A 23,086-nucleotide genomic window follows, 5' to 3' on the forward strand; every position below is an offset into this window, starting at 1 on the left:
ATTCCTCAGCGCGCCCGACCAGGCCTCAATCTGGGGGGCATGAACGTTATCGCAACGCCACATCAGAAGCAGCAGGAACAGCCCCCGGCTGACCAGTCGAATGGTCGCCTCCAAATAGATGATCTTTTGTTCCGACCTAGGTACCGCCGTGCCGAATTGCCCGAACCGAACGGCGTACGTCAGTCCTTGAGTAACGAGAAGATTACCGCAACTTAGGTCTGACGCAGCGGAATGTCTTAACTCAGCGTTCGTTAGACCACCCGATAAACCCAGTTAACACCCAGATCGGACTGACCCTCTTCGCAAGCTGGGGTAGACTCTGGCTTTTGCTGCAAACATCAGGAGCAGTCGCTTGAATACGGAAAATCATTCGCAAACCGCCGCCTTCCTCTGGTCCGTTGCGGACCTGCTGCGGGGCGACTTCAAGCAGTCACAGTACGGCAGAATCATCCTGCCCTTTACCCTGTTGCGGCGCATGGAATGTGTATTGGAGCCAACCAAACAAGCAGTTCTGGCGGAAGCCAAGGCTCAGGTTGGGCGCCCTGATCTGGTGCGCGAACAGATGCTGCTGCGCGCCGCCGGTGGGTTGCAGTTCTTCAATGCCTCTCCCCTGTCCCTTGGCACCCTGTCTGACACTCAGACGGCCGATGACCTGATGAGCTATGTGCAATCTTTCAGCAAGGATGCGCGGGAAATCTTCGAGCACTTTCACTTTGAGGACTACGTTCAGCAGCTGGCTTCGGCTGACCTGCTGTATCAGGTCGTGCAGCGCTTTGCGGCCACTGATCTGAGCCCTTCGCGCATCAGCAACTTCGGCATGGGGATCATCTTCGAAGAACTGATCCGCAAGTTCGCCGAAAGCTCGAATGAAACCGCCGGAGAACACTTCACCCCCCGCGACATCGTCCACCTCACCACCTCGCTGGTGATTACCGGGCAGGACGACAAGCTCAAACCCAACAGCATCTTGACCATCTATGACCCGACTGCTGGCACGGGCGGTTTCCTGTCCGAGGGCGACGAATACATTCAGTCCATCAGCGACAAGGTAACGGTCTCGGTCTTCGGCCAGGAGCTGAACCCCGAGTCCTACGCCATCTGCAAGGCAGACATGCTGATCAAGGGCCAGACGGTCGGCAACATCAAGCTCGGCAACACCCTGTCGGATGATCAACTGACTGGCCGGGAAAACCACTTCGACTTCATGCTCAGCAATCCGCCCTTTGGCGTCGAGTGGAAGAAGGTGCAGAAGCAGATCACCGACGAATACAGCCAGAAAGGCTTTAACGGCCGCTTCGGCCCGGGCCTGCCGAGAGTGTCCGATGGCTCGCTGCTGTTTCTGCTGCACCTGGTTAGCAAGATGCGCGAGCCACGCGACGGAGGCTCACGCATTGGCATCATTCTCAACGGATCGCCGCTGTTCACTGGCGGTGCCGGATCTGGCGAGTCGGAGATTCGTCGCTACCTGCTGCAGAATGATCTGGTTGAAGCCATCATCGCCCTGCCGACGGACATGTTCTACAACACCGGCATCGCCACCTATGTGTGGATTCTTTCCAACCACAAGGTCGACGCGCGCAAGGGCAAGGTGCAGTTGATCGACGGCAGCCAACATTCTGCCAAGATGCGCAAATCCCTTGGCAGCAAGCGCCAGTACATCACGGAAGAGCAGATCGACGAGCTGGTGCGCCTATATGGCCGCTTCGAGCAAACGCCGCAGAGCAAGATCTTCCCCATCGACACCTTCGGCTACCGCCGTATCACCGTCGAGCGCCCGTTGCGCCTGAACTTCCAGACCAGTGCCGAGCGCATCGAAAAGGTACTGCAGGAAAAGCCCATTCAGAAGCTCGAACCCGCCGCCCAGGAACGTCTGGTCGGCGCCTTACAGGCCATGGATGCCAGCGTACTGCACCGCAACCGGGAGCAGTTCAGCAAGCTTCTGAAGAAGACCCTGAACAATCACGACGTATTCTCCTCCGCAGCCGAGCTCAAGGCGCTGCTCAATGCCTTGAGTGAGCGCGATCCCGAGGCCGACATCTGCATGGCCAAGGGCAAGCCCGAGGCCGACACCGGCCTGCGCGACAATGAGAACGTGCCGCTGGGCGAATCGATATATGACTACTTCGAGCGTGAAGTAAAACCCCACGTCCCGGATGCCTGGATCGACGAGAGCAAGACCGATGCACAGGATGGTGAGGTCGGCATTGTCGGCTTCGAGATTCCCTTCAACCGGCACTTCTATGTCTTCAAGCCACCGCGCCCGCTGGACGAAATTGACCGCGACCTGAAAGCCTGCACCGACCGCATCAAGCAGATGATCGAGGGGTTGTCGGCATGAGCGCGCCAACCCCAACAGGCAAGTCGACCGAGGAGCAATTCGGGGAGGTATTGGCTCTGATCCAGGGTGCCCGTCAGTGTGCTGTGCAGGCAGTAAATACACAGCTGATCGAGCTTTATTGGCAGGTCGGTGCCTATATCAGCCGCAAACTGGAACAGGCTGAATGGGGTGATGCAGTGGTCAGCGAACTGGCGGGGTACCTGGCCCGCACCCAGCCAGGGTTGAAAGGCTTTACCCGACGTAATCTGTTCCGCATGCGCCAGTTTTACGAAACCTATCGAAGTGAAGAGAAAGTGTCAGCACTGCTGACACAATTACCCTGGACCCACAATCTAGCCATTCTCAGTCAGAGCAAACGCCCGGAAGAGCGCGAGTTCTATCTGCGCATGGCAATTCAGGAAAAGTGGTCAAGCCGCGAGCTGGAACGCCAGTTCAAGGCCGCTCTGTTCGAACGCAGCGTTACCCGGCCGACCAAAGTCTCAGCAGCGCTGAGACAAACTCACCCTGCCGCGCTGGAGGTATTCCGCGACGCCTATATGGTGGAATTTCTTCACCTGCCGGACAGCCATGCCGAGGCCGATCTCCACCTGGGCCTGCTGACACGCCTCAGGGATTTCCTGATCGAGCTGGGCCGCGATTTTTGTTTTGTTGGCTCTGAATATCCGCTGCAAGTGGGCGGGCGCGATTTTGCCTTGGACCTGCTGTTCTTCCACCGCGGCCTCAATTGTCTGGTGGCCATCGAGCTCAAGGTCGGCCGCTTCGAGCCGGAATATCTGGGCAAGCTCGACTTCTACCTGGAAGCGTTGGATCGCGATAGCCGTAAACCCCACGAAAACCCCGCCATCGGCGTGCTGCTCTGCGCCAGCAAGGACGATGAAGTGGTCGAGTACGCCCTCAACCGCAGCCTGTCACCCGCATTGATTGCCGAATACCAGACCCAGCTGCCAGACAAGGCACTGCTGCAGGCCAAATTGCATGAATTTTATGCGTTGAATACTGCAGGGGGAGATGAGCAATGAGCGGGTTCAAGCCGTACCCGGCGTATAAGGATTCGAGGGTGGAGTGGTTGGGAGCAGTGCCGGAGCATTGGTCGTTGCATAAGCTTAAATATATCGCTCGATTTTCGGGAGGCGGCACACCAAGCAGAGAAAGCCTGGCCTATTGGAACGGCGATATTCCATGGGTATCCCCAAAAGACATGAAGGTCGAAGTAATCGTCGGCGCCGAAGAAAATATCACTGCAGAGGGTTTGCAAAACAGCACCACCTCTCTCGTACCATCTGGCGGAATCCTTATTGTTGTGCGGTCTGGCATCTTAAAACACACGATTCCTGTCGCAGTGAACAATATCGAAGTAGCATTGAATCAAGACATGAAAGCACTGAGGTTCAATCCTAAGCTGGCACTTTACAGTTTCTTTCTGCGCTGGGTTCAAGGGTTTAACAAACAGCTTCTGCATGTTTGGTTAAAGCAAGGTGCTACGGTCGAAAGTATCGAGCAAGAATATCTTGCAGACACTACCGTCCCCATGCCAGGCATTGATGAACAGAGAATGATTGTTACTTTTCTCAACCACGAAACCGCCCGCATCGACGCGCTGATCGCAGAGCAGCAGCGCCTGATCGAACTGCTCAAGGAAAAGCGCCAGGCCATAATCTCCCACGTCGTCACCAAAGGCCTCGACCCGACCGTACCGATGAAAGACTCAGGGATGGAGTGGGTGGGTGAGGTGCCGGTGCATTGGGCAGTCAAGCGACTCAAACAGCTTGTATTGGATGCAGGAGGTATCCAGATGGGGCCGTTTGGCGGAATGTTGGTTGAACTTGATGATTCTGATACGGGGTACAAGGTTTACGGCCAGGAAAACACTATTTCAGGTGATTTCTCTTCTGGAAATAGGTGGATTCCAGAGCATCGGTATATCTCGCTCTCAAATTACCATCTTGAAGTTGGGGATATCGTCCTGACGAGGAAAGGAAGCTTAGGCAACTGTCGAAGGGTTTCGCTGCTACCACAAGCGGGAATTATTGATTCGGACACAATCCGCGTCAGAGTTCAGGATCAAACGATGGATCCGGACTATCTCGAACTTCTTCTGCATGAGTCAGACTATATCTCTACTCAGCTGAACCTTGTGAAGCGAGGGGCGATCCTGTCAGGGCTAAACTCCGAGATAATTGCGAATTTGGTGATTATTGTCCCTCCCCGCGATGCGCAGGAAGAGTTAGTGCTAGAAATCAAAGCAGATTCATCGAAATTCAATCAAGGAATATCCGATTGCGAGTTTGCGGTTGGACTACTTCGAGAACGACGCTCCGCCCTGATCTCCGCCGCCGTCACCGGCAAAATCGACGTACGCGACTGGCATCCACCCGCCGGCTCGCAAGCCCCCGTACAAGAATTGGAAGAGGCCGTATAAATGGCGGACAGCAAGGAAGCTCAGTTTCAGCAGGACATCATCACTGCAATGACCGCCCAGGGCTGGCTTACCGGCCCGGCCAACGGCTACGACCGGCGCACGGCACTCTACACCGAGGATCTGCTTGGCTACTTCAAACAAGCCTGGCCGGAGCGTTGGGACAAGTTCCGCAAGTCCAACCCCAAAGACCCAGAGACGGTTCTGATCAAGAAGGTGGTACGCGAGCTGGAGCAAAGCGGCACGCTGGATGTACTGCGCCATGGCTTCAAGGTGCCGGGGGTCAAGATCGACCTGTGCAGTTTCAAGCCGGATCACGGCATGAACCCCGATACCCTCGCCCGCTATCAGGCCAACCGCCTGCGGGTTGTGCCGGAAGTGTCCTACTCGCCCCACGCCAGCGAAAAAGGCTCGGCCACAGGCTACAACCCCAGGCTGGATCTGGTGCTGTTCGTCAACGGCATCCCGGTCGCAACGCTGGAGCTGAAAAGCGAATTCAAGCAATCGGTGGAAAACGCCAAACGCCAGTACCGCTACGATCGCCCACCGATGGACCCGGTAACACGCAAACCTGAGCCGCTGCTGACCTTCAAGCGCGGCGCGCTGGTGCACTTTGCCGTGGGCCAGAGCGAGGTGGCCATGACCACCAGGCTGGTCGGCAAGGACACCTTCTTCCTGCCCTTCAACCAGGGCACCGAGGAAGGCGGCGCCGGCAATCCGATGCCGGTGGACGAGAGCCAGTACGCGACGGGGTATCTGTGGAACAGGCTCTTTCAGCCAGACGCCTGGCTCAAGGTGCTGGGCCGCTTTCTGCATCTGGAAAAGCAGACCAGCGAGGGCTTCGATGGCAAGCCGGTCACCAAGGAAACGTTGATCTTCCCGCGTTTTCAGCAGTGGGACGTGGTCAATAAACTGATCGAGACGACCCACATCGAAGGGCCGGGGCAGCGTTACCTGATCCAGCACAGCGCCGGCTCGGGCAAGTCGAATTCCATCGCCTGGACGGCCCATCAACTGGCCGCCATGTATGATGCGCAGGGCAACAAACTGTTCAATTCGGTCATTGTAATTACCGACCGCACGGTTCTCGATAAGCAGCTGCAGGACACTATCTACCAGTTCGAGCATGCCCAGGGCGTGGTGCAGCCAATTACCCGCGATGCGGGCAACAAGAGCAAATCCGAGCAACTGGCCGAGGCACTGCTAGAGCAAACCCGCATCATCATTGTCACCATCCAAACCTTTCCGGCACTATTCGCTGCGTTGGACAAACACCCCAAGCTCGCCGCCGGGCGTTACGCGGTGATCGCCGACGAGGCGCACTCCTCCCAGACCGGTTCCTCCGCCAGCAAGCTCAAGCAGATACTCGGCAGCGATACGCCGGAAACTGACGACGAGGAGGTATCGCTCAGCGCCGAGGAGCTGCTCGATGCGGCCGTTGCGGCACGCGGCCCGAATGAGCGCATCAGCTACTACGCTTTTACCGCCACGCCCAAGGCCAAGACGCTGGAGCTGTTCGGCCGGCCACCCGATCCGACATCGCCGCCCAGCGCGGACAACAAGCCAGAACCCTTTCACCTGTACTCCATGCGCCAGGCCATCGAGGAGAAATTCATTCTCGATGTGCTGCGCAACTACACCACCTACAGCACCGCCTGGAAGATCGCCCACCCCGACGCCGATGACGAAGAGGTCGACAGCAAGAAGGCCCGCATGAAACTGGCGCGCTGGGTGCGCCTGCATCCTTACAACATCAGCCAGAAGGTCGAGGTCATCGTCGAGCATTTCCGCGCCAACATTGCGCACCTGCTTGGCGGTCAGGCGAAGGCCATGGTTGTAACCAGCAGTCGCCAGGAAGCCGTGCGGTATCAAATGGCAATGAAGGCCTACGTCACGCAGCAGGGTTATAAGGACGTGCACCCCTTGGTGGCATTCTCCGGCAGCGTGCTCCCCGACGAGGTGATCCCGACGGAAGTGACGGAGAACAGTAGCCTGCTCAACACTGGTCTGAACAACCGCGACCTGGCTGAAGCCTTCGATACCCAGGACTTCAACGTAATGATCGCCGCCAACAAGTATCAGACCGGCTTTGATCAACCCAAGCTCTGCGCCATGTACGTGGACAAGAAACTGCAGGGCGTGGATTGCGTGCAGACCCTGTCTCGCCTGAACCGGACCTTCGGCGACAGCAAGCAGACGTTCATCCTGGACTTCTTCAACGACGCGAAGGACATCCTCGAAGCCTTTCTGCCCTACTACGCCAAGGCCGAACTCAACGACGTGACCGATCCGCAGATTCTCTACGATCTGCAGAAAAAACTGGATGACGAGTGCATCTATTACCGCGCCGAGGTCGAAGCCTTCGCGCTGGCCTTCTTCAACCCCAAGGCGGCCGCGTCCAAGTTGATTTTTCACTGCTACTTAGCCAAGGACCGCTTCGCCAAGCGCTACAAGTTCAATCAGGAGGCGCGTCAGGACGCGCTGGCGTACAAGCGCAACGCAGAGGCAAACGGCGACAGTGATGGCCTGAAGAAAGCCGAGCACGACCTGAAGGCAGCGGGTGAACAGCTCGACCAGTTGACGCTGTTTCGCAAGAACCTGCAGAGCTTCGTGCGGCTGTATGAATTCCTGTCGCAAATCGTCCCCTACGAAGACCGTGATCTGGAAGCGCTATGCGTATTCGCGCGCGGCCTGTATCCGCTGCTGAGCGTCGATCAGCTTGAGCGTGAAGATGTGGACGTAGGTGAACTCCAGTTAACGCATTACCGCCTGGCAAAGCAGGCAGAGCATCAACTGCGACTGGATGAAGAACACGGCGAATGGGGCCTGGACCCGGCCACCGCGATAGGCTCGGGCAAGCCACATGACCCGGAGAAAAAGCGCCTGTCAGAAATTATCGATGCCTTGAACGACCTGTTCGGCGCCGAAGTCAGCGATGACGATCAGCTGCAGTTCCTCACCGGCATCGCCCAGCGCATAAGTCGGCAGGACGACGTCATGGCTCAGCTGGACAACCACAGCAATGAGCAAGTCATGCACGGGCTCTTTCCCAAGCGCGTCGTGGACACCGTGCTGGACGCCATGACCGACCATGAAAAGCTGTCACTGGACGTGCTGGACAACGAGATCAGCGGCCGCAAGTTTGCGTTGCTGGTGTTGAAGATGCTCAAGACCTTGTCTGCAAGCGCTGGGGGGCAACGGGTGTAGTGATGACGGGCGTAAGGCTCTGGATCACCGCCTGCCCCGCTTTCCCGGCTAGGGCGCTTCAATGTTAAACTGCGCCGGTTGACCGGTCGCAGGTGACCGCGCCAACCCATGCTGGGTCGTTCAGTTAGGGGGTTCCAGCCAACTTTAATCGACAGCGCATTATGCGGCGCCGTCCGGGCAATCATTTTTCCTCTGCCCGGGCTTGTCCGGAACATTGCGTTGCCTTGAGTTTGCGTACATCAAATGCATAGAAAAAACGCGGGTGCGAGTACCAAGGGCACACTTGGCCTCGACCCGAAAGTTGCTGCCAGTCTGGCGGCCGCCTTTGTATTCTTCGTTTTGAGCACAGCAGTTGCGATCTACACCACGCACCTTCTCGAATCGAGCAACGAGAAGGTGTTGCAGACACATAAGGTCATTGTCGCCATTGATCGTTTATTGGCGGATGTCCAAGATGCCGAAACGGGCCAGCGGGGATTCCTGCTCACCGGTGATGCGCGTTACCTCGAGCCCTATAACCGATCCGTTTCTCAGCTAAAAGCCCGGATGCAGGCGGTCGAGGACCTGATCGCGCAGAACGACGCGCAGCGCTGGCGTTTTGACGAACTGCAGGGGTACATCACCACCCGGTTCCAGGAGCTGGAACTCATATTGGGCATCTATCGGCGCGAAGGCCAGGAGGCAGCGATTGCCGGCGCGAATCTGGAGCGCGGCAAGGCAGAAATGGAGGCGATCCGCCAGGCAATTTCCGAGCTGGGCGAAGAGGAACGCGCATTGCGAGCACAGCGGGTGGACGCGATGAACAAGGCCTATACGGTCACGTTCATTACCAGCGCGCTGTCCGGCTCGCTCGGCATAATCCTGACGCTCGTCCTCGCTGTCCTGATACGCAGAGCCACTTTGGCGCGTCGTCGGGAGCAGTGGCTGCAGAACGCCCAGGTGGGTCTTGCGTCGGTGGTGATGGGCGAGCAGTCAACAAAGGAGTTGGGCCAGAACATCCTTCGTTTTCTTACCAATCATCTCGGTGCCGTGGCGGGTGCCATTTATTCACTGGACAACGGCCGGTACTCGCTGCTGGCCCGTTACGGCGTGCCCGAAAACGGCACTCTTCCAGCGCATTTCGAGGGCAATGACAGTCTGTTTGCCCATGTACTGGAAGACCAGCGACCCATTACCGTCGGCGAACTCCCTGAAGGTTACATCAGTTTCGGTTCCAGTCTGGGCCAGCAGACCCCGCGCTTCCTCGCGTTGGGTCCCGCGACGGTGGATGGCGAAATCAAAGCGCTGTTCGAGCTCGGGTTCCTTAATCCGGTAGGCGATAATGTGCTCTCTCTGCTGGAGGAATCATCCGGGACCATCGCCGCGGCGATCAGATCAGCCGAATTCCGCGCCCGACTCCAGTCACTGCTTGCCGAAACGCAGCGCCAGGCTGAAGAGATGCAGGTTCAAAGCGAAGAACTGCGGGTGTCCAACGAGGAGATGGAAGAGCAAGGCCGGGCTTTGAAGGAGTCCCAGGCGCGGCTGGAGCAACAGCAGGTCGAGCTGGAACAGACCAACGCGCAGCTGGAAGAACAGACGCAGGAGCTGGAAGGCCAGCGCGATGAGCTGGAAAAAGCCAACGTGGCGATTCAGCTGAAGGCGCAGGAGGTCGAACAGGCAAGCCGCTACAAGTCCGATTTTCTGGCCAATATGTCCCATGAACTGCGCACGCCGCTCAACTCTTCGCTGATTCTTGCCAAGTTGCTTGCCGACAATGCAGAAGAAAACCTCACGCCCGATCAGGTGAAATACGCCCAGACCATTCAATCCTCGGGCAACGACCTGCTAAACATCATCAACGACATTCTGGATCTGTCGAAAATCGAGGCAGGCCATGTGGATGTTCGGCCCGAGCCGGTATCGATCGAGCGCATGCTCAATTCCCTTCACCATCTTTTCGATCCGCTAGCCAACGACAAGGGGCTCGCATTTTCAGTGGAGCTCTCACCCGATGCCCCGCCCGCCATCGAAACCGACCCGCAGCGACTGGAACAGGTGCTCAAGAATCTGATCGCCAATGCGATCAAGTTCACCAACAAAGGCAGCGTAACCTTGACCCTGCGCGCGCTGAGCGACGATCAGATCGCCATTTCGGTAACCGACACCGGCATCGGCATTGCACCCGATCAGCAGGCGCGTATCTTCGAGGCCTTTCATCAGGCTGACAGCACCATCAGTCGCAGGTTTGGTGGCACCGGCCTGGGTCTGTCAATTTCCCGCGAAGTCGTCAGGCTGCTGGGCGGCACCCTTCAACTGAAAAGTCGCCCAGGATCGGGCAGCACCTTCACCGTGGTCATACCGCAGCGGTACCACGGCGCTGCCGTCAGCATGCGGGCGCCAGAAGCTCAGACCTCGCAGGTTGAACCCGGCTTTGCGATGCGGCCTGCCACACTGCCGTCGCGGCCGCAGCTGCAGAGCACAGGTGTGGTCGAAGATGATCGCATGAAGGGTGATGAAGCAGCCCGCAGGCTTTTGATCATCGAGGATGACCGAACCTTCGCACTGATCCTGCGCGACCTGGCGCGCGAGTCGAACTTCCTGGCACTGGTTGCCGAAACGGCGCACGAAGCGCTGGAGCTTGCGCGCCAGTTTCTGCCAAGCGCTATCGTACTGGACGTGGGATTGCCCGATCAGTCTGGTCTGTCCGTCCTCGATCGGCTCAAGCGCGACGTACGTACCCGCCACATTCCGGTGCATATCATCTCGGCCGACGACTATTCGGAACGCGCTCTGTCCCTGGGCGCTATCGGCTATGCGCTCAAGCCGGTACAACGCGAGCAACTGGTTGGAATGCTGCAAGCGCTCGAAGCGAAGATTTCGCAGAACCTGCGGCGCGTGCTGATCGTCGAGGATAATCAGGTGCAGCGTGAAGCAGTAAGCGAGCTGATCAGCTCGCACGACGTCGAAACGGTCGGCGCTGGCACCGCTGCCGAGTGCCTGGCGCTGCTCAAAGAGCAGACGTTCGACTGCATGGTGCTCGACCTGTCGCTACCGGACGCCTCCGGGTTCGACCTGCTGGAGACCATAAGCCAGGACGCCGCACACTCCTTCCCGCCGGTCATCGTTTACACCGGGCGCGTACTCACTCGCGAGGAAGAACAGACGCTGCGCAGCTATTCCAAGTCGATCATCATCAAGGGTGCGAAATCGCCAGAGCGGCTTTTGGACGAGGTATCGCTATTCCTGCATCAGGTGGTCTCGGAACTGCCGGACGAACAACAGAGAATGATTCGCAAGGCTCGCAACCGTGATGCGCTGCTGGAAGGCAAGCGCATCCTGATCGTGGAAGACGATGTGCGCAACGTCTACGCGCTGACCAACATCCTCGAACCCCGCGGGGCATTGATCGAGATCGCGCGTAATGGCGAAGAGGCGCTGCAGAAACTGGATCAGTCACTCAGCCAGCCGGAGCGTCACATCGATCTGGTGCTGATGGACATCATGATGCCAGTCATGGACGGCCTGACCGCGACTCGCCATATCCGCAAGAATCCGAACTGGAAGAAACTGCCTGTCATCGCGCTGACCGCGAAGGCCATGCCGGACGATCAACAGCGCTGCATCGAAGCGGGAGCCAACGATTACATGGCCAAACCGCTGGACGTAGAGAAGTTGCTGTCGCTGGTCCGGGTGTGGATGCCGCAATAATGGAAACGTTCGAAAAGATCGAAGACATCGAGATCCGCCTGCTGCTCGAAGCGCTGTACCACCGGTACCACTACGATTTTCGCCATTACGCGATGGCGTCGATCAGACGACGCTTACGGCAAGCGAAAGACAATCTGGGTTTTGCCACCATTTCAGCCATGCAGGAGCGGGTGCTGCATGATCCGGACATGTTGCCGCAAATGCTTCGCTACCTGACGGTCCAGGTCAGTGAAATGTTCCGGGATCCGAGCTACTTTCAGGCGATTCGGCAGGCGGTGATTCCGCACCTGCGCACCTACCCTTCCCTTAAGGTCTGGGTTGCAGGCTGCAGTACCGGCGAGGAGCTGTATTCGCTGGTTATCCTCTTCCGCGAAGAAGGTCTCGAAGAGCGTACGCTGTTCTACGCCACTGATATCAACCCGGAGGCATTGCATCAGGCCGAAACCGGTATCTACGATGCAGAACGCGTGCGGCAGTTTTCGGAAAACTATCGCCAGGCCGGCGGTAAGACGTCGCTATCCGATTATTATCACAGCCAATACAACCGCTGCATTCTGGATAAGAGCCTGCGTCGGAACGTGGTTTTTTCCGATCACAGCCTGGTGACCGATCAGGTCTTCGGTGAGATGCATCTGATATCGTGCCGCAATGTGATGATCTATTTCGACCGCAATCTGCAGGATCGCGCAGTGGGCCTGTTCAAGGAATCGTTGTCGCGACAGGGGTTTCTCGGCCTCGGTTCCAAGGAAAATCTCAGGTTTTCGACGCACGCCCATGCCTTCCGCGACTTCGTGCGTACCGAGAAAATTTATCAGAGGAATGATTCATGACCGGAGTGTCGAGGGGAGCGGTAATCATTGGTGCATCAGCAGGCGCACTCGAAGCGCTGTCCGTCCTCCTGCCTCCGCTCCCTGCCACATTCCCCCTGCCGATCTTTGTGGTCGTGCACGTCCCTTCGGACCAGCCCAGCGTGCTCGCTGATATCTTTGACCCCAAATGCAAGCTGCACGCGATCGAGGCGGAAGACAAGGAACCCATCGTTCCTGGCGTCATATACTTCGCCCCGCCGGACTACCACATGCTGCTCGAAGACAAACAGACCATAGCGCTCTCGAATGAGGAAGCGGTGCTGTTCTCGCGCCCATCAATTGATGTAACGCTGGAAAGCGCGGCCGATGTGTGGGGGGAGCAGTTGATCGGCATCATTCTGACAGGCGCCAATCAGGATGGCGCCCGGGGGCTGCAGGCTATTTCCGCAGCGGGCGGCATGGCGATCGTGCAGAGCCCCGTGGGCGCCTATGCCAGCGCCATGCCCGAAGCTGCCATCGCCGCCTGCCCACAGGCGCAGGTCATGTCGCTCAATGATATTTCCACTTACTTGTCGAGTATCTCCGGATGAAGACACCCGTCAAATTTCTCCTGGTCGATGATCTGCCAGAGAACCTGCTTTCTCTGGAGGCGCTTCTTCGTCGTGATGGGCTGATGCTGCTCATGGCAACGTCCGGTGACGAGGCGCTGGAGTTGCTGTTGGACCATGACGTGGCACTGGCACTGATCGATGTGCAAATGCCGGGGCTCAACGGTTTCGAGCTGGCCGAGCTGATGCGTGGCAATGAGCGCACACGGCGGATCCCGATCATCTTCGTCACGGCAGGCACGCATAGCGCCGAACGCCGCTTTCAGGGTTACGAAGCCGGCGCAGTCGACTTCATTCAGAAACCGATCGAGCCCGACATTCTGCGCAGCAAGACCGATGTCTTTTTCGAGCTGTTCCTCCAGCGGCAGTTGATTGCCGAGCAACGCGATCTGGTGCAGACACAGGCTGAGGCTCTGCTACGTTCGGACAAACGTAAGGATGAGTTTCTTGCGGTGCTGGCGCACGAACTACGCAATCCTCTGGCTGCACTTAACAGCGGGCTTGAACTGCTCGTGCGCAAACCGGATGAGCCGCAGGCTGGAAGAGTAAGGGCTCTGATGAAAGCGCAGATGTCGCATCTGGTTCGCCTGGTCGACGATCTTCTGGACGCGTCGCGCGTGACGCAGGGCAAAATCGAACTTCGCGCAGCCGTGTGTGACTTGAGAGAGGCCGTGTGGGCGGCCGTCGATATGGCTAAGCCGGGGATCGAGGCGCAGGACCATACTCTTAGCGTGAATGTGCCCGACCACCCGGTCGAGCTGCTGGCCGATCAGGTTCGCATTACCCAATGCATCGCCAACCTGCTCAATAATGCGGCGAAATACACTCCCCGGGCCGGACGGATCGACGTCACGCTCGACAGTACGCCGACCACATCTCGCATTACTGTTACTGATAATGGATTGGGCCTGACGCTGGATGCGTCAGCGGCGATCTTCCGCATGTTCGAGCAGGTCGAAGACCATCTGCGGCATGCGCATGGCGGACTCGGGATTGGCCTGGCCCTGGTCAAGCAGCTGGTTGAACTGCACGGCGGGACCATAAGCGTTACGAGTGAAGGACCGAACCAAGGCAGTGCCTTCACGCTTGAACTGCCCAAGGTCGTCACTCGAAGCGCCGCGCCTATCAAGCCCGGCGCTGTGCATGGTTGAGACGTTGCGCATGTTCACCGGAGTTGAAGTCCGGACGCCCCACCCGGGGCCGATGTTCTTCCCTAACGGGTTGTTGCTTTCAGGCGCTGGTCTTCGGTGCTTCCTCTGCGTGCTGACGTTGCCAGGCCGATTGCAGGTAGCGTCGTTGCCGGCGATACCAGGTGACGCCGGCACGGTCGAGGTACTCCAGTACCTGTATGGTCAGGTTGCGGCCGATGCCTGACCTGTTGCGGTACTCGGCCGCAATAAAGCCGCCATCCTCGGATTCGCTACAGAGTGCAACGGCCACAGCGGCCAGCTGATCCAGTTGCTGTGGCAGATAAAAGCGGTTGGGCGCCACGCCCAGCAGATATCCCCAGGCTTGCATGCGGCGCATGAACATGAGCATGTCGTCGCGGCTGGTACCGAGCCGCTCTGCCAATTCACCAACGATAGGTGGCCGTAAATCTGCCTGGCTCAGTACAGCGGCGACCTGTTCCCAGAGAGCCACATCGGCGTCGGCAAGCTGCGGCTGGTGATCCGGCAAGGCGAAGATGCCGCCGTCCTGGCGCAACTGCTGTGTATCCACCAGACGCTTGAGTAGCAAGCCGCTAGTGGGTGGCGACAGCCCCAGTGCAGCGCGATTCAGGAGTACTTGCTGCGTCAGCCCGCGTTGCTCCGGCTGTTCGGCATGGCATTGCTGCAACGCAGTGACTATCGCCCGTTCGGCCTGCGCAACCCGCTGCGGATGCAGTGCCTGATCCCCGAGACGCACCACCGGAGAAGGGTTCAGGACGGTCGCCAGCGCTGTGTCGGTCAATTGCCAGCGCAGAGCAAAGGCGGATATCGCCACTTCGCTCTGATGTTCAAGTTCTATTGCCAGCGCCTCTATCGGCGACGTGACACCATGCAGGGCGGCTAAGCGGGCAAGATTGTCCGGCTTACTGCGCCCGCGTTGGCGGCCCAGCGGGTCAATCACTATGCCGCCGCCGAGCGTCTGGTTCGCAGCCGGCTCGCGTACGATCACACAATCTCCCACCACGACATGTACGGGTTGGTCGAGCAATACCTGGGCGAGCTCTGCCGTTTCATCCAGCCAGACCACGCGCCCGCTGGTGGCCGTGGCGCCGGTCAGAATCTGCAAGGTGCCGCGGTGCAGGCGCATACCGCCTAAAAGGCCTAGGGAGATATCCAGTCGATCGGTCAGTTGGTGCATGGCGGGATCGAGTAGCCAGTCACCGCGCTGGGGGTGCTCGGCGTCCAGCTCACCCGCAAGGTTCAGTGCGGCTCTTTGACCTGCCTGCAGGCGGTTTACTGGCTGGCCAGCCTGCTGCATGCCGCGAATCCGCACCTTGCGCGCGTCCGGCGTCAGACACAGCTGATCTCCCGTACGCATCCCGCCCTTAAGCAAGGTCCCGGTGACCACGCAGCCACTGCCAGTAACGCTGAAACGGCGGTCGACCAGAAAGCGCGGTGGCCCTGAAGCATCGTTTGGATCAGCGTTATGTGCGAATTGCTGAATGGCCTGACGGAGGGCGTCCATGCCCTCTCCGGTCAGAGTGGAAACCTCTAGCGTCGGGTGCCCGGCGAATGCAGTGCCCTGAACCAGTTCGGCGACGGCCTGCCGCGTGGCTTCCAGCTGGTCAGTACTGGCGCGGTCGATTTTGCTTATCACCACTCGCCCATGGGCAATGCCCAGCAGGTTCAGCAGTGCCAGATGTTCACGGGTTTGCGGCATCGGCCCATCGTCAGCCGCCACCACCAGCAGGGCCGCGTCAGCCCCGGCCAAGCCAGCCAGCATGGTGCGAATAAAGCGTGCATGCCCGGGCACATCGACAAAGGCAAGCGGCCCCAGTTGCGGGTCATCCAGCCAGGCAAAGCCGAGATCGATGGTCAGGCCACGGCGCTGCTCATCGGGCAGCTGGTCGGTGTCCTTGCCGGTCAGTGCCTTGATCAAGGCGGTCTTGCCGTGGTCCACGTGCCCGGCTGTGGCAATAATCACTGGCGCGCCTGCCGCTGGGCCGGGAAGGAACCGTTCAGTGCTCCAATCAGTACATAGCGCGCTGAACCTTCAAGGTTCGCCAGCCGCTCCTTCGGCACGCAATAGCCGCAGGATGTCGCCCAACGCGTCATCGGCCAATGTGCGCATTTCGGCGTCGGTGCGGTCCTGAATCGGATGCGGCACAAAGACCATGGCCGGATCGAACCCCAGCGCTCTGGACTGCATTGCCGCTGCTTCAACAAATTCACTGGAGGCGACCCCTACTCCTGGGATCTGACGTGACTCCAGATCGGCGATGTCATGCATACAGCACGACGTGCACGATCCTCAGTCGGCCAGACCTTCCACCAGCAGATCCACTTCAGCGGCAATCTGTTGTTTGAGTTCGGTCGGCGCAACACGGGTAAAGGTCGGCTTGGCGTAACGCTTGACCTCGATGCCCATTCCACTCAGTTGCTCCTCAATCCGATCGAGGAACACGTTGCCACGCGGCTTGGAGATATCCAGCAGGCCAACGACCTTGCCGTTCAGGCTGTCTGGCCGCGCCAGACGCGCTCGCTCGGCTGGCGCGCGCTCGGCCGTGGGGTCGAGCAATATGCTTTCGTTCATGATGTCACCTCGCAGGTTACCGGTGATGAGCCCACCGGGCCGGATGCGGCCCAGCCGGCGATAATGGCAGAAAACAGGCCGGCGGTGCCGCCAACCCGCACAATCAACAGGCCGCCAGGGCGGAACTTGGGTACCTGTTTATCTTTAAAACGATCTGGAATGCCTTCGGCAATCCCGCCGGCGCCGGCCACCAGATCGGCGCCCGGCGCCAGCAGCAGTTGTTCCAGTTCTTCACGCAGACGCTGCTTGGACCAGCCAGCCTCGATGAACACGCGCGCATGCTCGGGTGATACCGCCAGCACCGCATCGCCGGCCATGGCCAACTTGGCGTGATCGACCGTGCGCAGCGACAGCGCGAAAGAGCGCGCCAGCGATTCGGGATCGCGGGACTTCTGATCGACAATGCCCTGCACGCCCTCCCCTGGAAACAGCGTGACAGCAGAGCGGCCAGCCGGAACGCCGCGCTCCTGTGCCAGAGACAACCAGTCGCTGTCTTCGGCTTCGGCAAAACAGAAGCTGTATTTGCCAGGATTGCCCATGGTCGAGCGATCAATCTCACCCGGCCGGCCGCCACCCACATTGCGCACGATCAATTGCAGCGCGCGGCCAATGGTGGCATTGGCGCGGTTGCCCTGCCCTAACGCATTGACGCCGGAGTTCATGCCGATAGCCTTGGCAATGGGGCCGTTGACCACAATCATCGGGCTGCCAAACATGGTGGTACAGGTCAGCCCGTGCAAACCGAACTCATCGGTCAAGGCTGCCTCGACGGCGGCGAGAAGCACCGGCATATATTCCGGCTTGCAGCCCGCCATCACGGCATTGATCGCTACTTTTTCCACGGTGCAGGGCACCAGATCAGGCGGCATCAAGCCCAGCACTTCATCCCCGGCGCGCTCGGTGCCCTTGAGCATGCGCAGCACGCGCACCGGGGTTGGCGGTACGACCGGCAGACCATCACTCCAGCCACGCTCATAGCAGGCCTCGATGGCATCATCCGCACTGCTTATATCAATTTCCCGCGACTGCAGCTGCACATTACCAAAGGCCAGTTCCAGCTCCTCGGCAATGCCCGGATCCAGGGTTTTGGAACCGCAACCGGGTCGCATGACGGGTAAGTCTTCGCCCAGAGCGCCAAGGCCGGACAGCGCGCGCCAATCCTCTTTATGCCAGCCGTAGGTACGCTCGACCTCCACGCCCCGCTCCACCCGAATCAGCGTCGGCACAAACTCGATGCCCAACCGAAAGGATTGCTCCAGCGTCCGGTCATACCGGGTGCCAGGCAAGGCAGCGGCGTAGTCTTCGGAATCCTGCACCAGCACCGTCAGCGGCCCGGCCTGGTCCAGCTCTGCCAGCAAAGGCTCAATCAGGCGGCAGGTCGGGCAATCGGCTTTGGCAACTACGATCAGCCCATCGGGTAGAGATAAAGTCATGTCAGGCCTATTGGCTGCTCGTACGTGTCTCGGTAGAAAGACAGCATAGGCAGCCAGGCATGTGCTGCCAAGCGAGCGAGCGTGATCATGCGTTGGGTGATTGGGCAGGTATCAGTGCTGCAAGGGTGGGCCCGGTTTTGCTCACACGCTAGGCGACAGCCTGATCGTTGTTGCCCTGTGGATCAGCAGGTTGGGGGAACGCCAGTCTCCCACTTGAGCTCGCCCCGGGTGATCGACAAGAGCTGCTCCCGCAGCGCCCCGGCTGCGGTGGTGGGCAGGCGCACTTGCAACCGCACTGCTTGTCCATGGCTGACTGCAAGCAGCTCGCCGCCGAGCTCCGTAATGAGGTTGCGCGCCATTCCTTCGTGGGCATAGGCCAGCTCGCAGTACAGCGTCTGGCTGGGGATGTGCTCGACTTTTTCAGCCTGCAACAGCGCTTGGGCGACGGCATCGGTGTAGGCACGCACCAGTCCTCCGGCGCCCAGCTTGATCCCACCGAAATAGCGCACCACTGCGGCCAGCACGCCGTCTAGCTCCTGGTGACGCAATACTTCGAGCATCGGGCGGCCCGCTGTCCCCGAGGGCTCACCATCGTCCACTGCCGCGCTATGCCCGCCAGCCAACAGTGCCCAGCACACATGAGCGCAGCCGGGATGCAGCATGCGCAGCTCGTTCACCCGAGCCTGCGCCGCGGCGCGATCGGCGACGGGTTCGACGAAGGCGAGAAAGCGACTTTTCCGGATTTCCAGAATACTGGTAACGGGGTAAGCAAGACTGTACATGGCGCCAGCATAACCCGGCGTCAGCTGTGCATACAGTATGTGGCGCGAAGCTCTCACAGAGCCCACAGCTTGCATACGGAACCATGCCACCGATTACAAACCGGTGCGCAGGAAAAAACGGTCAGGCTTATTTTCCGGATCGAACGACCGCTTCGGCCGATAGTAGACGCAGACGTAAGTCCGCGTTCGGCCAGAAGCGCACAGTCGCTACGAGATAAATAAATCTGTTCCCTTTTGTCCTGAGAACAGAACCGAGCGGAAAATCTGATTTCATTTTCTCGACACCCAGCGTTTTTAGGGTTGCGCGGCGGCCCGTCAGGACCGCCGCGCTCCTTACATCAGGCTGACAGCTTCTGGCTGAAGTTATCAGCCGGGTTACCGATGTCCAGCCGGTCCGCGTTCATCACCTTGTCCCAGGCCTTGACGAAGTCGTGCACGAACTTTTCATTGCCATCGGACATGCCGTACACCTCGGCCTGTGCGCGCAGCTCCGACTGCGAGCCGAAGATCAGGTCAACGCGTGTCGCCTGCCAGGTGGGCTGGTGGGTCTTGCGGTCCTGGCCCTGGAAGCGATTTTTATCCTCGGTGGCGACCCACTCGTTCTTCATGTCCAGCAGGTTGACGAAGAAGTCATTGGACAGGGTGCCGACGCGGTCGGTGAACACGCCTTCCTTGCCACCGTTTGCATTGGTGCCGAGCACCCGCATGCCGCCGACCAGCACGGTCATTTCCGGCGCGCTCAAGCGCAGCAGGTGGGCCTTGTCGACCAGCGCTTCCTCGGGCGCCATGAAGTTGGAGTTGTGGTAGTAGTTGCGAAAGCCATCCGCCGCTGGGCGGAGCGCTTCGAAGGACTGCACATCGGTCCACTCTTCCAGCGCGTCCATCCGCCCCGGTGTAAAGGGCACGGTCACCTCTGCCCCGCCATTCTTTGCCGCCTGCTCGATCCCCGCGCAGCCGGCGAGCACAATCAGGTCAGCCATGGACACCTTCTTGCCGCCAGTGGCCGAGCCATTGAAGTCGTTCTGAATCTCGCTGAGCTTGTCCAGCACCCTGGCCAGCAGGGGCGGGTTGTTGATCTCCCAGTCCTTCTGCGGAGCGAAGCGGATACGAGCACCATTGGCGCCGCCGCGCTTGTCTGATCCGCGGTAGGTCGCGGCGGAGGCCCAGGCCACCGATACCAGATCGGAGACGGAGAAGCCCATGCCCAGCAGCTTCTGCTTGAGCGAGGCGATGTCTGCGTCGTCAATTACAGGATGGTCGAGCTCGGGTATCGGGTCCTGCCAGATCAGTTGCTCCTTTGGCACCAACGGGCCGAGGTAACGGCCGGAGGGGCCCATGTCCCGGTGGGTAAGCTTGTACCAGGCACGGGCGAACGCATCGGCGAACTCGTCCGGGTTTTCCAGGAAGCGCCGCGAGATCTTCTCGTACTCCGGATCGAAGCGCAGCGACAGGTCGGTCGTGAGCATGGTCGGCTTGCGTTTCTTGCTCGGGTCGAATGGGTCAGGGATGACCTCCGCGGCATCCTTGGCTTCCCACTGGAAGGCCCCAGCCGGGCTTTTGGTCAGCTCCCACTCGAAGTTGAACAGGTTTTCGAAGAAGTGGTTAGACCAGCGCGTCGGCGTCTGGCTCCAGATGACTTCCAGCCCCGAGGTGATGGCGTCGGCGCCTACCCCTGTCTTGAAGCGGCTGCGCCAGCCCAGGCCCTGATCTTCGATGACCGCGCCTTCGGGTTCCGGGCCCATGAGGGACGGATCGCCCGCGCCGTGGGTCTTGCCGAAGGTATGACCGCCAGCGATCAGCGCGACGGTTTCGTAATCGTTCATCGCCATGCGGGCGAAAGTTTCACGAATGTCTGTGGCCGCTGCCTTCGGGTCCGGCTTACCGTTCGGGCCCTCAGGGTTCACATAGATCAGGCCCATCTGAACGGCGCCCAGGCCCGGGTGCAGCTGGCGTTCACCGCTGTAGCGCTCGTCGCCCAGCCAGGTGCCTTCCGGCCCCCAATACAGCTCCTCTGGCTCCCAGGTATCAGCGCGTCCACCCGCGAAGCCGAAGGTCTTGAAGCCCATGGATTCCAGGGCGACATTGCCGGCCAGCACGTAAAGATCGGCCCAGGACAGGTTGCGACCGTACTTCTGCTTGACCGGCCACAGCAGGCGGCGGGCCTTGTCCAGTGCGGCGTTGTCGGGCCAGCTGTTGAGCGGCGCAAAACGTTGCTGCCCACCACCGGCACCGCCCCTACCATCGGTGATGCGGTAGGTCCCGGCGCTGTGCCAGGCCAGGCGAATCATGAGGCCACCGTAGTGGTCAAAGTCCGCCGGCCACCAGTCCTGCGAATCGGTCATCACCTGATGCAGGTCCGCAATCACGGCATCAAGATCAAGCGATTCAAACGCAGCGGCGTAGTTGAAATCACCACCATAGGGATTGGAGCGCGGGGAATGCTGGTTGAGCGATGTCAGGCTCAGCGCCTCAGGCCACCATTCCCGGCTGGTTTGGCGCTTGCGGGGTTGTCCCGCGCCATGTCCAAAAGGGCATACGCCCGTCGCCTTGTTGTCTTGAGACTCGTTGCTCATGTTCTGTCCTCACGGCTGATGCGAATCGGTGCTCTGCGGCACGGCTCAGATAAGCGTAGCACCGGGACCGAGGGGGAATATGTCGCAGGAATATCGGTTCACATCAGGGACGTCACTGAAAGACGACGCGGCACCGGCGCCATGCCCCGATTTAGAGGCGTTCAATACACGGACAACATCGTTGCCAGCTCGGATATGGAATTTTCTTATCGCGGCGATAGAGCAATTCGCTCAACAAGAAATCCGCAGCACGTCACATAGCTTCCTCACGAAAAGGGGACAGATCAATCTGTCCCCTTTTTCCTAACATCAGATCGCCTGAAAGTTAGACTGTCACACCAGGCAAGACGGTAGCTATCCAGCGGCTGACGCCAGTTCGCATTGCGTTACAACCTGAACTGTGAAACTTCGTCATTGAGCCTGACGGCTAGCTCGGAAAGCTCTTCTGTCGCTTGAGCAATCTGTTTTGCCGCCATACCAGTCTGCTCGGATTGATTCCGAATTTCGTTGGCTCTTTCGCTGACCTCCGTGGACGTGGCACTTTGTTGCTCGGCTGCGCTAGCAATCTGGGTGGTCATGTCCGTGATGTTCTGGACTGCGGTCTGAACATCAATTAACGCCTGTGCAACTTCCTTTGTCTGTTCAGCAACTTTTTCTGACTGCTTTTGACCCGAAGCCATGCTCTGTACGGATGCTCTAGCCTTTTCCTGTACTGTCACGATCATGTCGGCTATATCGGAGGTCGAACTCTGGGTATTTTGTGCAAGAGAACGTACCTCATCTGCAACCACAGCGAAGCCCCTACCGTGTTCTCCAGCGCGAGCGGCCTCAATCGCTGCGTTCAGAGCAAGCAGATTTGTCTGGTCAGCGATGCCTTTTATAACGTCCAGGATCTGAGAAATGCTGTCTGCACTTGATGCGAGCCCCTGAATTTCCGTGGAGGTTTCGTCCAAGGTCCTCGCCAGGATTTGCATCTCTGTGGCCACGAACTGTGTTCGTTTATTGGCAGACTCCACAATTGAACTAGCTAGCGTCGCAGATTCTGCGGCACCCACAGTATTCTGGGCCACTTCGGCGGCGGTTGCCTGCATCTCATCGATCGCAACGGCGACCTGATCAGTGGATTGCTGCTGCTCGTGCACGCTCTGACTTGTCTGTTCAGCAATGGCTGCCAATTCTGCTGCAGCTGCAGACTGAGACTTGGCCGAGTCACCAATTTTCATCAGCATCGCCTTTAAACGTTCCGACATGTCTCGCATGGCGGCGTAGATGCCGGTTTCACTGCCTGTGTCAGCGAGTTCCACCGTCAAGTCGCCATCGGCAATCTGCCGAGATATCCGCTCAAGATCTGAGGGTTCCCCGCCCACCTGACGACGGATGTTCCGGGTAATGAGAAAGCCGATTATTGCCACAATAAGGGCAGCGATAACCGTACCGCCGATGGAGATCGTTATGGTTCGTGATGCAATGTCTGACGCTTCTTTCTGGCGAG

Annotated in this window: 14 protein-coding genes; 8 read left to right on the plus strand and 6 right to left on the minus strand. The window is 59.1% G+C overall.

Annotated features, from left to right (window positions below; genetic code table 11):
- The first annotated feature begins 352 nt into the window (after nt 1–352).
- From FHK95_RS14670 to FHK95_RS14705, 8 genes are all read left to right on the plus strand, one after another.
- Nucleotides 353–2,338, plus strand: coding sequence for a type I restriction-modification system subunit M (locus FHK95_RS14670; protein WP_150305380.1), 1,986 nt, complete (start codon nt 353–355; stop codon nt 2,336–2,338).
- On the plus strand, nt 2,335–3,357 hold the full coding sequence (locus FHK95_RS14675; RefSeq protein ID WP_150305381.1) for a PDDEXK nuclease domain-containing protein: 1,023 nt from the start codon (nt 2,335–2,337) through the stop codon (nt 3,355–3,357). The genes FHK95_RS14670 and FHK95_RS14675 overlap by 4 nt, the downstream gene beginning before the upstream one ends.
- Nucleotides 3,354–4,757, plus strand: a complete 1,404-nt coding sequence (locus FHK95_RS14680) for a restriction endonuclease subunit S (protein WP_150305382.1) — start codon at nt 3,354–3,356, stop codon at nt 4,755–4,757. The genes FHK95_RS14675 and FHK95_RS14680 overlap by 4 nt, the downstream gene beginning before the upstream one ends.
- On the plus strand, nt 4,758–7,961 hold the full coding sequence (locus FHK95_RS14685) for a type I restriction endonuclease subunit R (protein WP_150305383.1): 3,204 nt from the start codon (nt 4,758–4,760) through the stop codon (nt 7,959–7,961).
- Nucleotides 7,962–8,204: 243 nt separating this feature from the next.
- Entirely contained in the window at nt 8,205–11,648 is a 3,444-nt protein-coding gene (locus FHK95_RS14690) for a response regulator (RefSeq protein ID WP_150305384.1), read from the plus strand.
- Nucleotides 11,648–12,478, plus strand: coding sequence for a CheR family methyltransferase (locus FHK95_RS14695; RefSeq protein ID WP_150305385.1), 831 nt, complete (start codon nt 11,648–11,650; stop codon nt 12,476–12,478). Before FHK95_RS14690 ends, FHK95_RS14695 begins: the two co-directional genes overlap by 1 nt.
- A complete protein-coding gene (locus FHK95_RS14700; RefSeq protein ID WP_150305386.1) occupies nt 12,475–13,047 on the plus strand; it encodes a chemotaxis protein CheB in 573 nt (190 codons plus the stop codon). The genes FHK95_RS14695 and FHK95_RS14700 overlap by 4 nt, the downstream gene beginning before the upstream one ends.
- Nucleotides 13,044–14,216: a hybrid sensor histidine kinase/response regulator gene (locus tag FHK95_RS14705; protein ID WP_150305387.1), complete on the plus strand. Its 1,173-nt coding sequence runs from the start codon at nt 13,044–13,046 to the stop codon at nt 14,214–14,216. Before FHK95_RS14700 ends, FHK95_RS14705 begins: the two co-directional genes overlap by 4 nt.
- A gap of 79 nt (nt 14,217–14,295) precedes the next feature.
- Here FHK95_RS14705 and selB read toward each other — a convergent pair whose 3' ends face one another.
- From selB to FHK95_RS20480, 6 genes are all read right to left on the minus strand, one after another.
- Nucleotides 14,296–16,197 (minus strand): selenocysteine-specific translation elongation factor, encoded by a 1,902-nt coding sequence (gene selB / locus FHK95_RS14710; protein WP_150305388.1) that lies wholly within the window; start codon nt 16,195–16,197, stop codon nt 14,296–14,298.
- A 69-nt stretch (nt 16,198–16,266) separates the two neighbouring features.
- Nucleotides 16,267–16,806 carry a UGSC family (seleno)protein gene (locus FHK95_RS20365; protein ID WP_328592956.1) on the minus strand — a complete coding sequence of 180 codons (540 nt, stop codon included), beginning with the start codon at nt 16,804–16,806 and terminating at the stop codon, nt 16,267–16,269.
- On the minus strand, nt 16,803–18,239 hold the full coding sequence (locus FHK95_RS14725; protein WP_150305391.1) for a thioredoxin family protein: 1,437 nt from the start codon (nt 18,237–18,239) through the stop codon (nt 16,803–16,805). The genes FHK95_RS20365 and FHK95_RS14725 overlap by 4 nt, the downstream gene beginning before the upstream one ends.
- Nucleotides 18,240–18,421: 182 nt before the next feature.
- Complete coding sequence (locus tag FHK95_RS14730) at nt 18,422–19,021, minus strand: IMPACT family protein (protein WP_150305392.1); 600 nt, start codon at nt 19,019–19,021, stop codon at nt 18,422–18,424.
- Nucleotides 19,022–19,359: 338 nt separating this feature from the next.
- Entirely contained in the window at nt 19,360–21,594 is a 2,235-nt protein-coding gene (gene katG, locus FHK95_RS14735; protein ID WP_150305393.1) for a catalase/peroxidase HPI, read from the minus strand.
- 386 nt (nt 21,595–21,980) lie between these two features.
- Nucleotides 21,981–22,853 carry a methyl-accepting chemotaxis protein gene (locus tag FHK95_RS20480; RefSeq protein ID WP_408003628.1) on the minus strand — a complete coding sequence of 291 codons (873 nt, stop codon included), beginning with the start codon at nt 22,851–22,853 and terminating at the stop codon, nt 21,981–21,983.
- Nucleotides 22,854–23,086: the final 233 nt, after the last annotated feature.

Origin of the sequence: Pseudomonas saliphila (assembly GCF_008638345.1) — a bacterium.
GTDB classification, from domain to species: domain Bacteria; phylum Pseudomonadota; class Gammaproteobacteria; order Pseudomonadales; family Pseudomonadaceae; genus Halopseudomonas; species Halopseudomonas saliphila.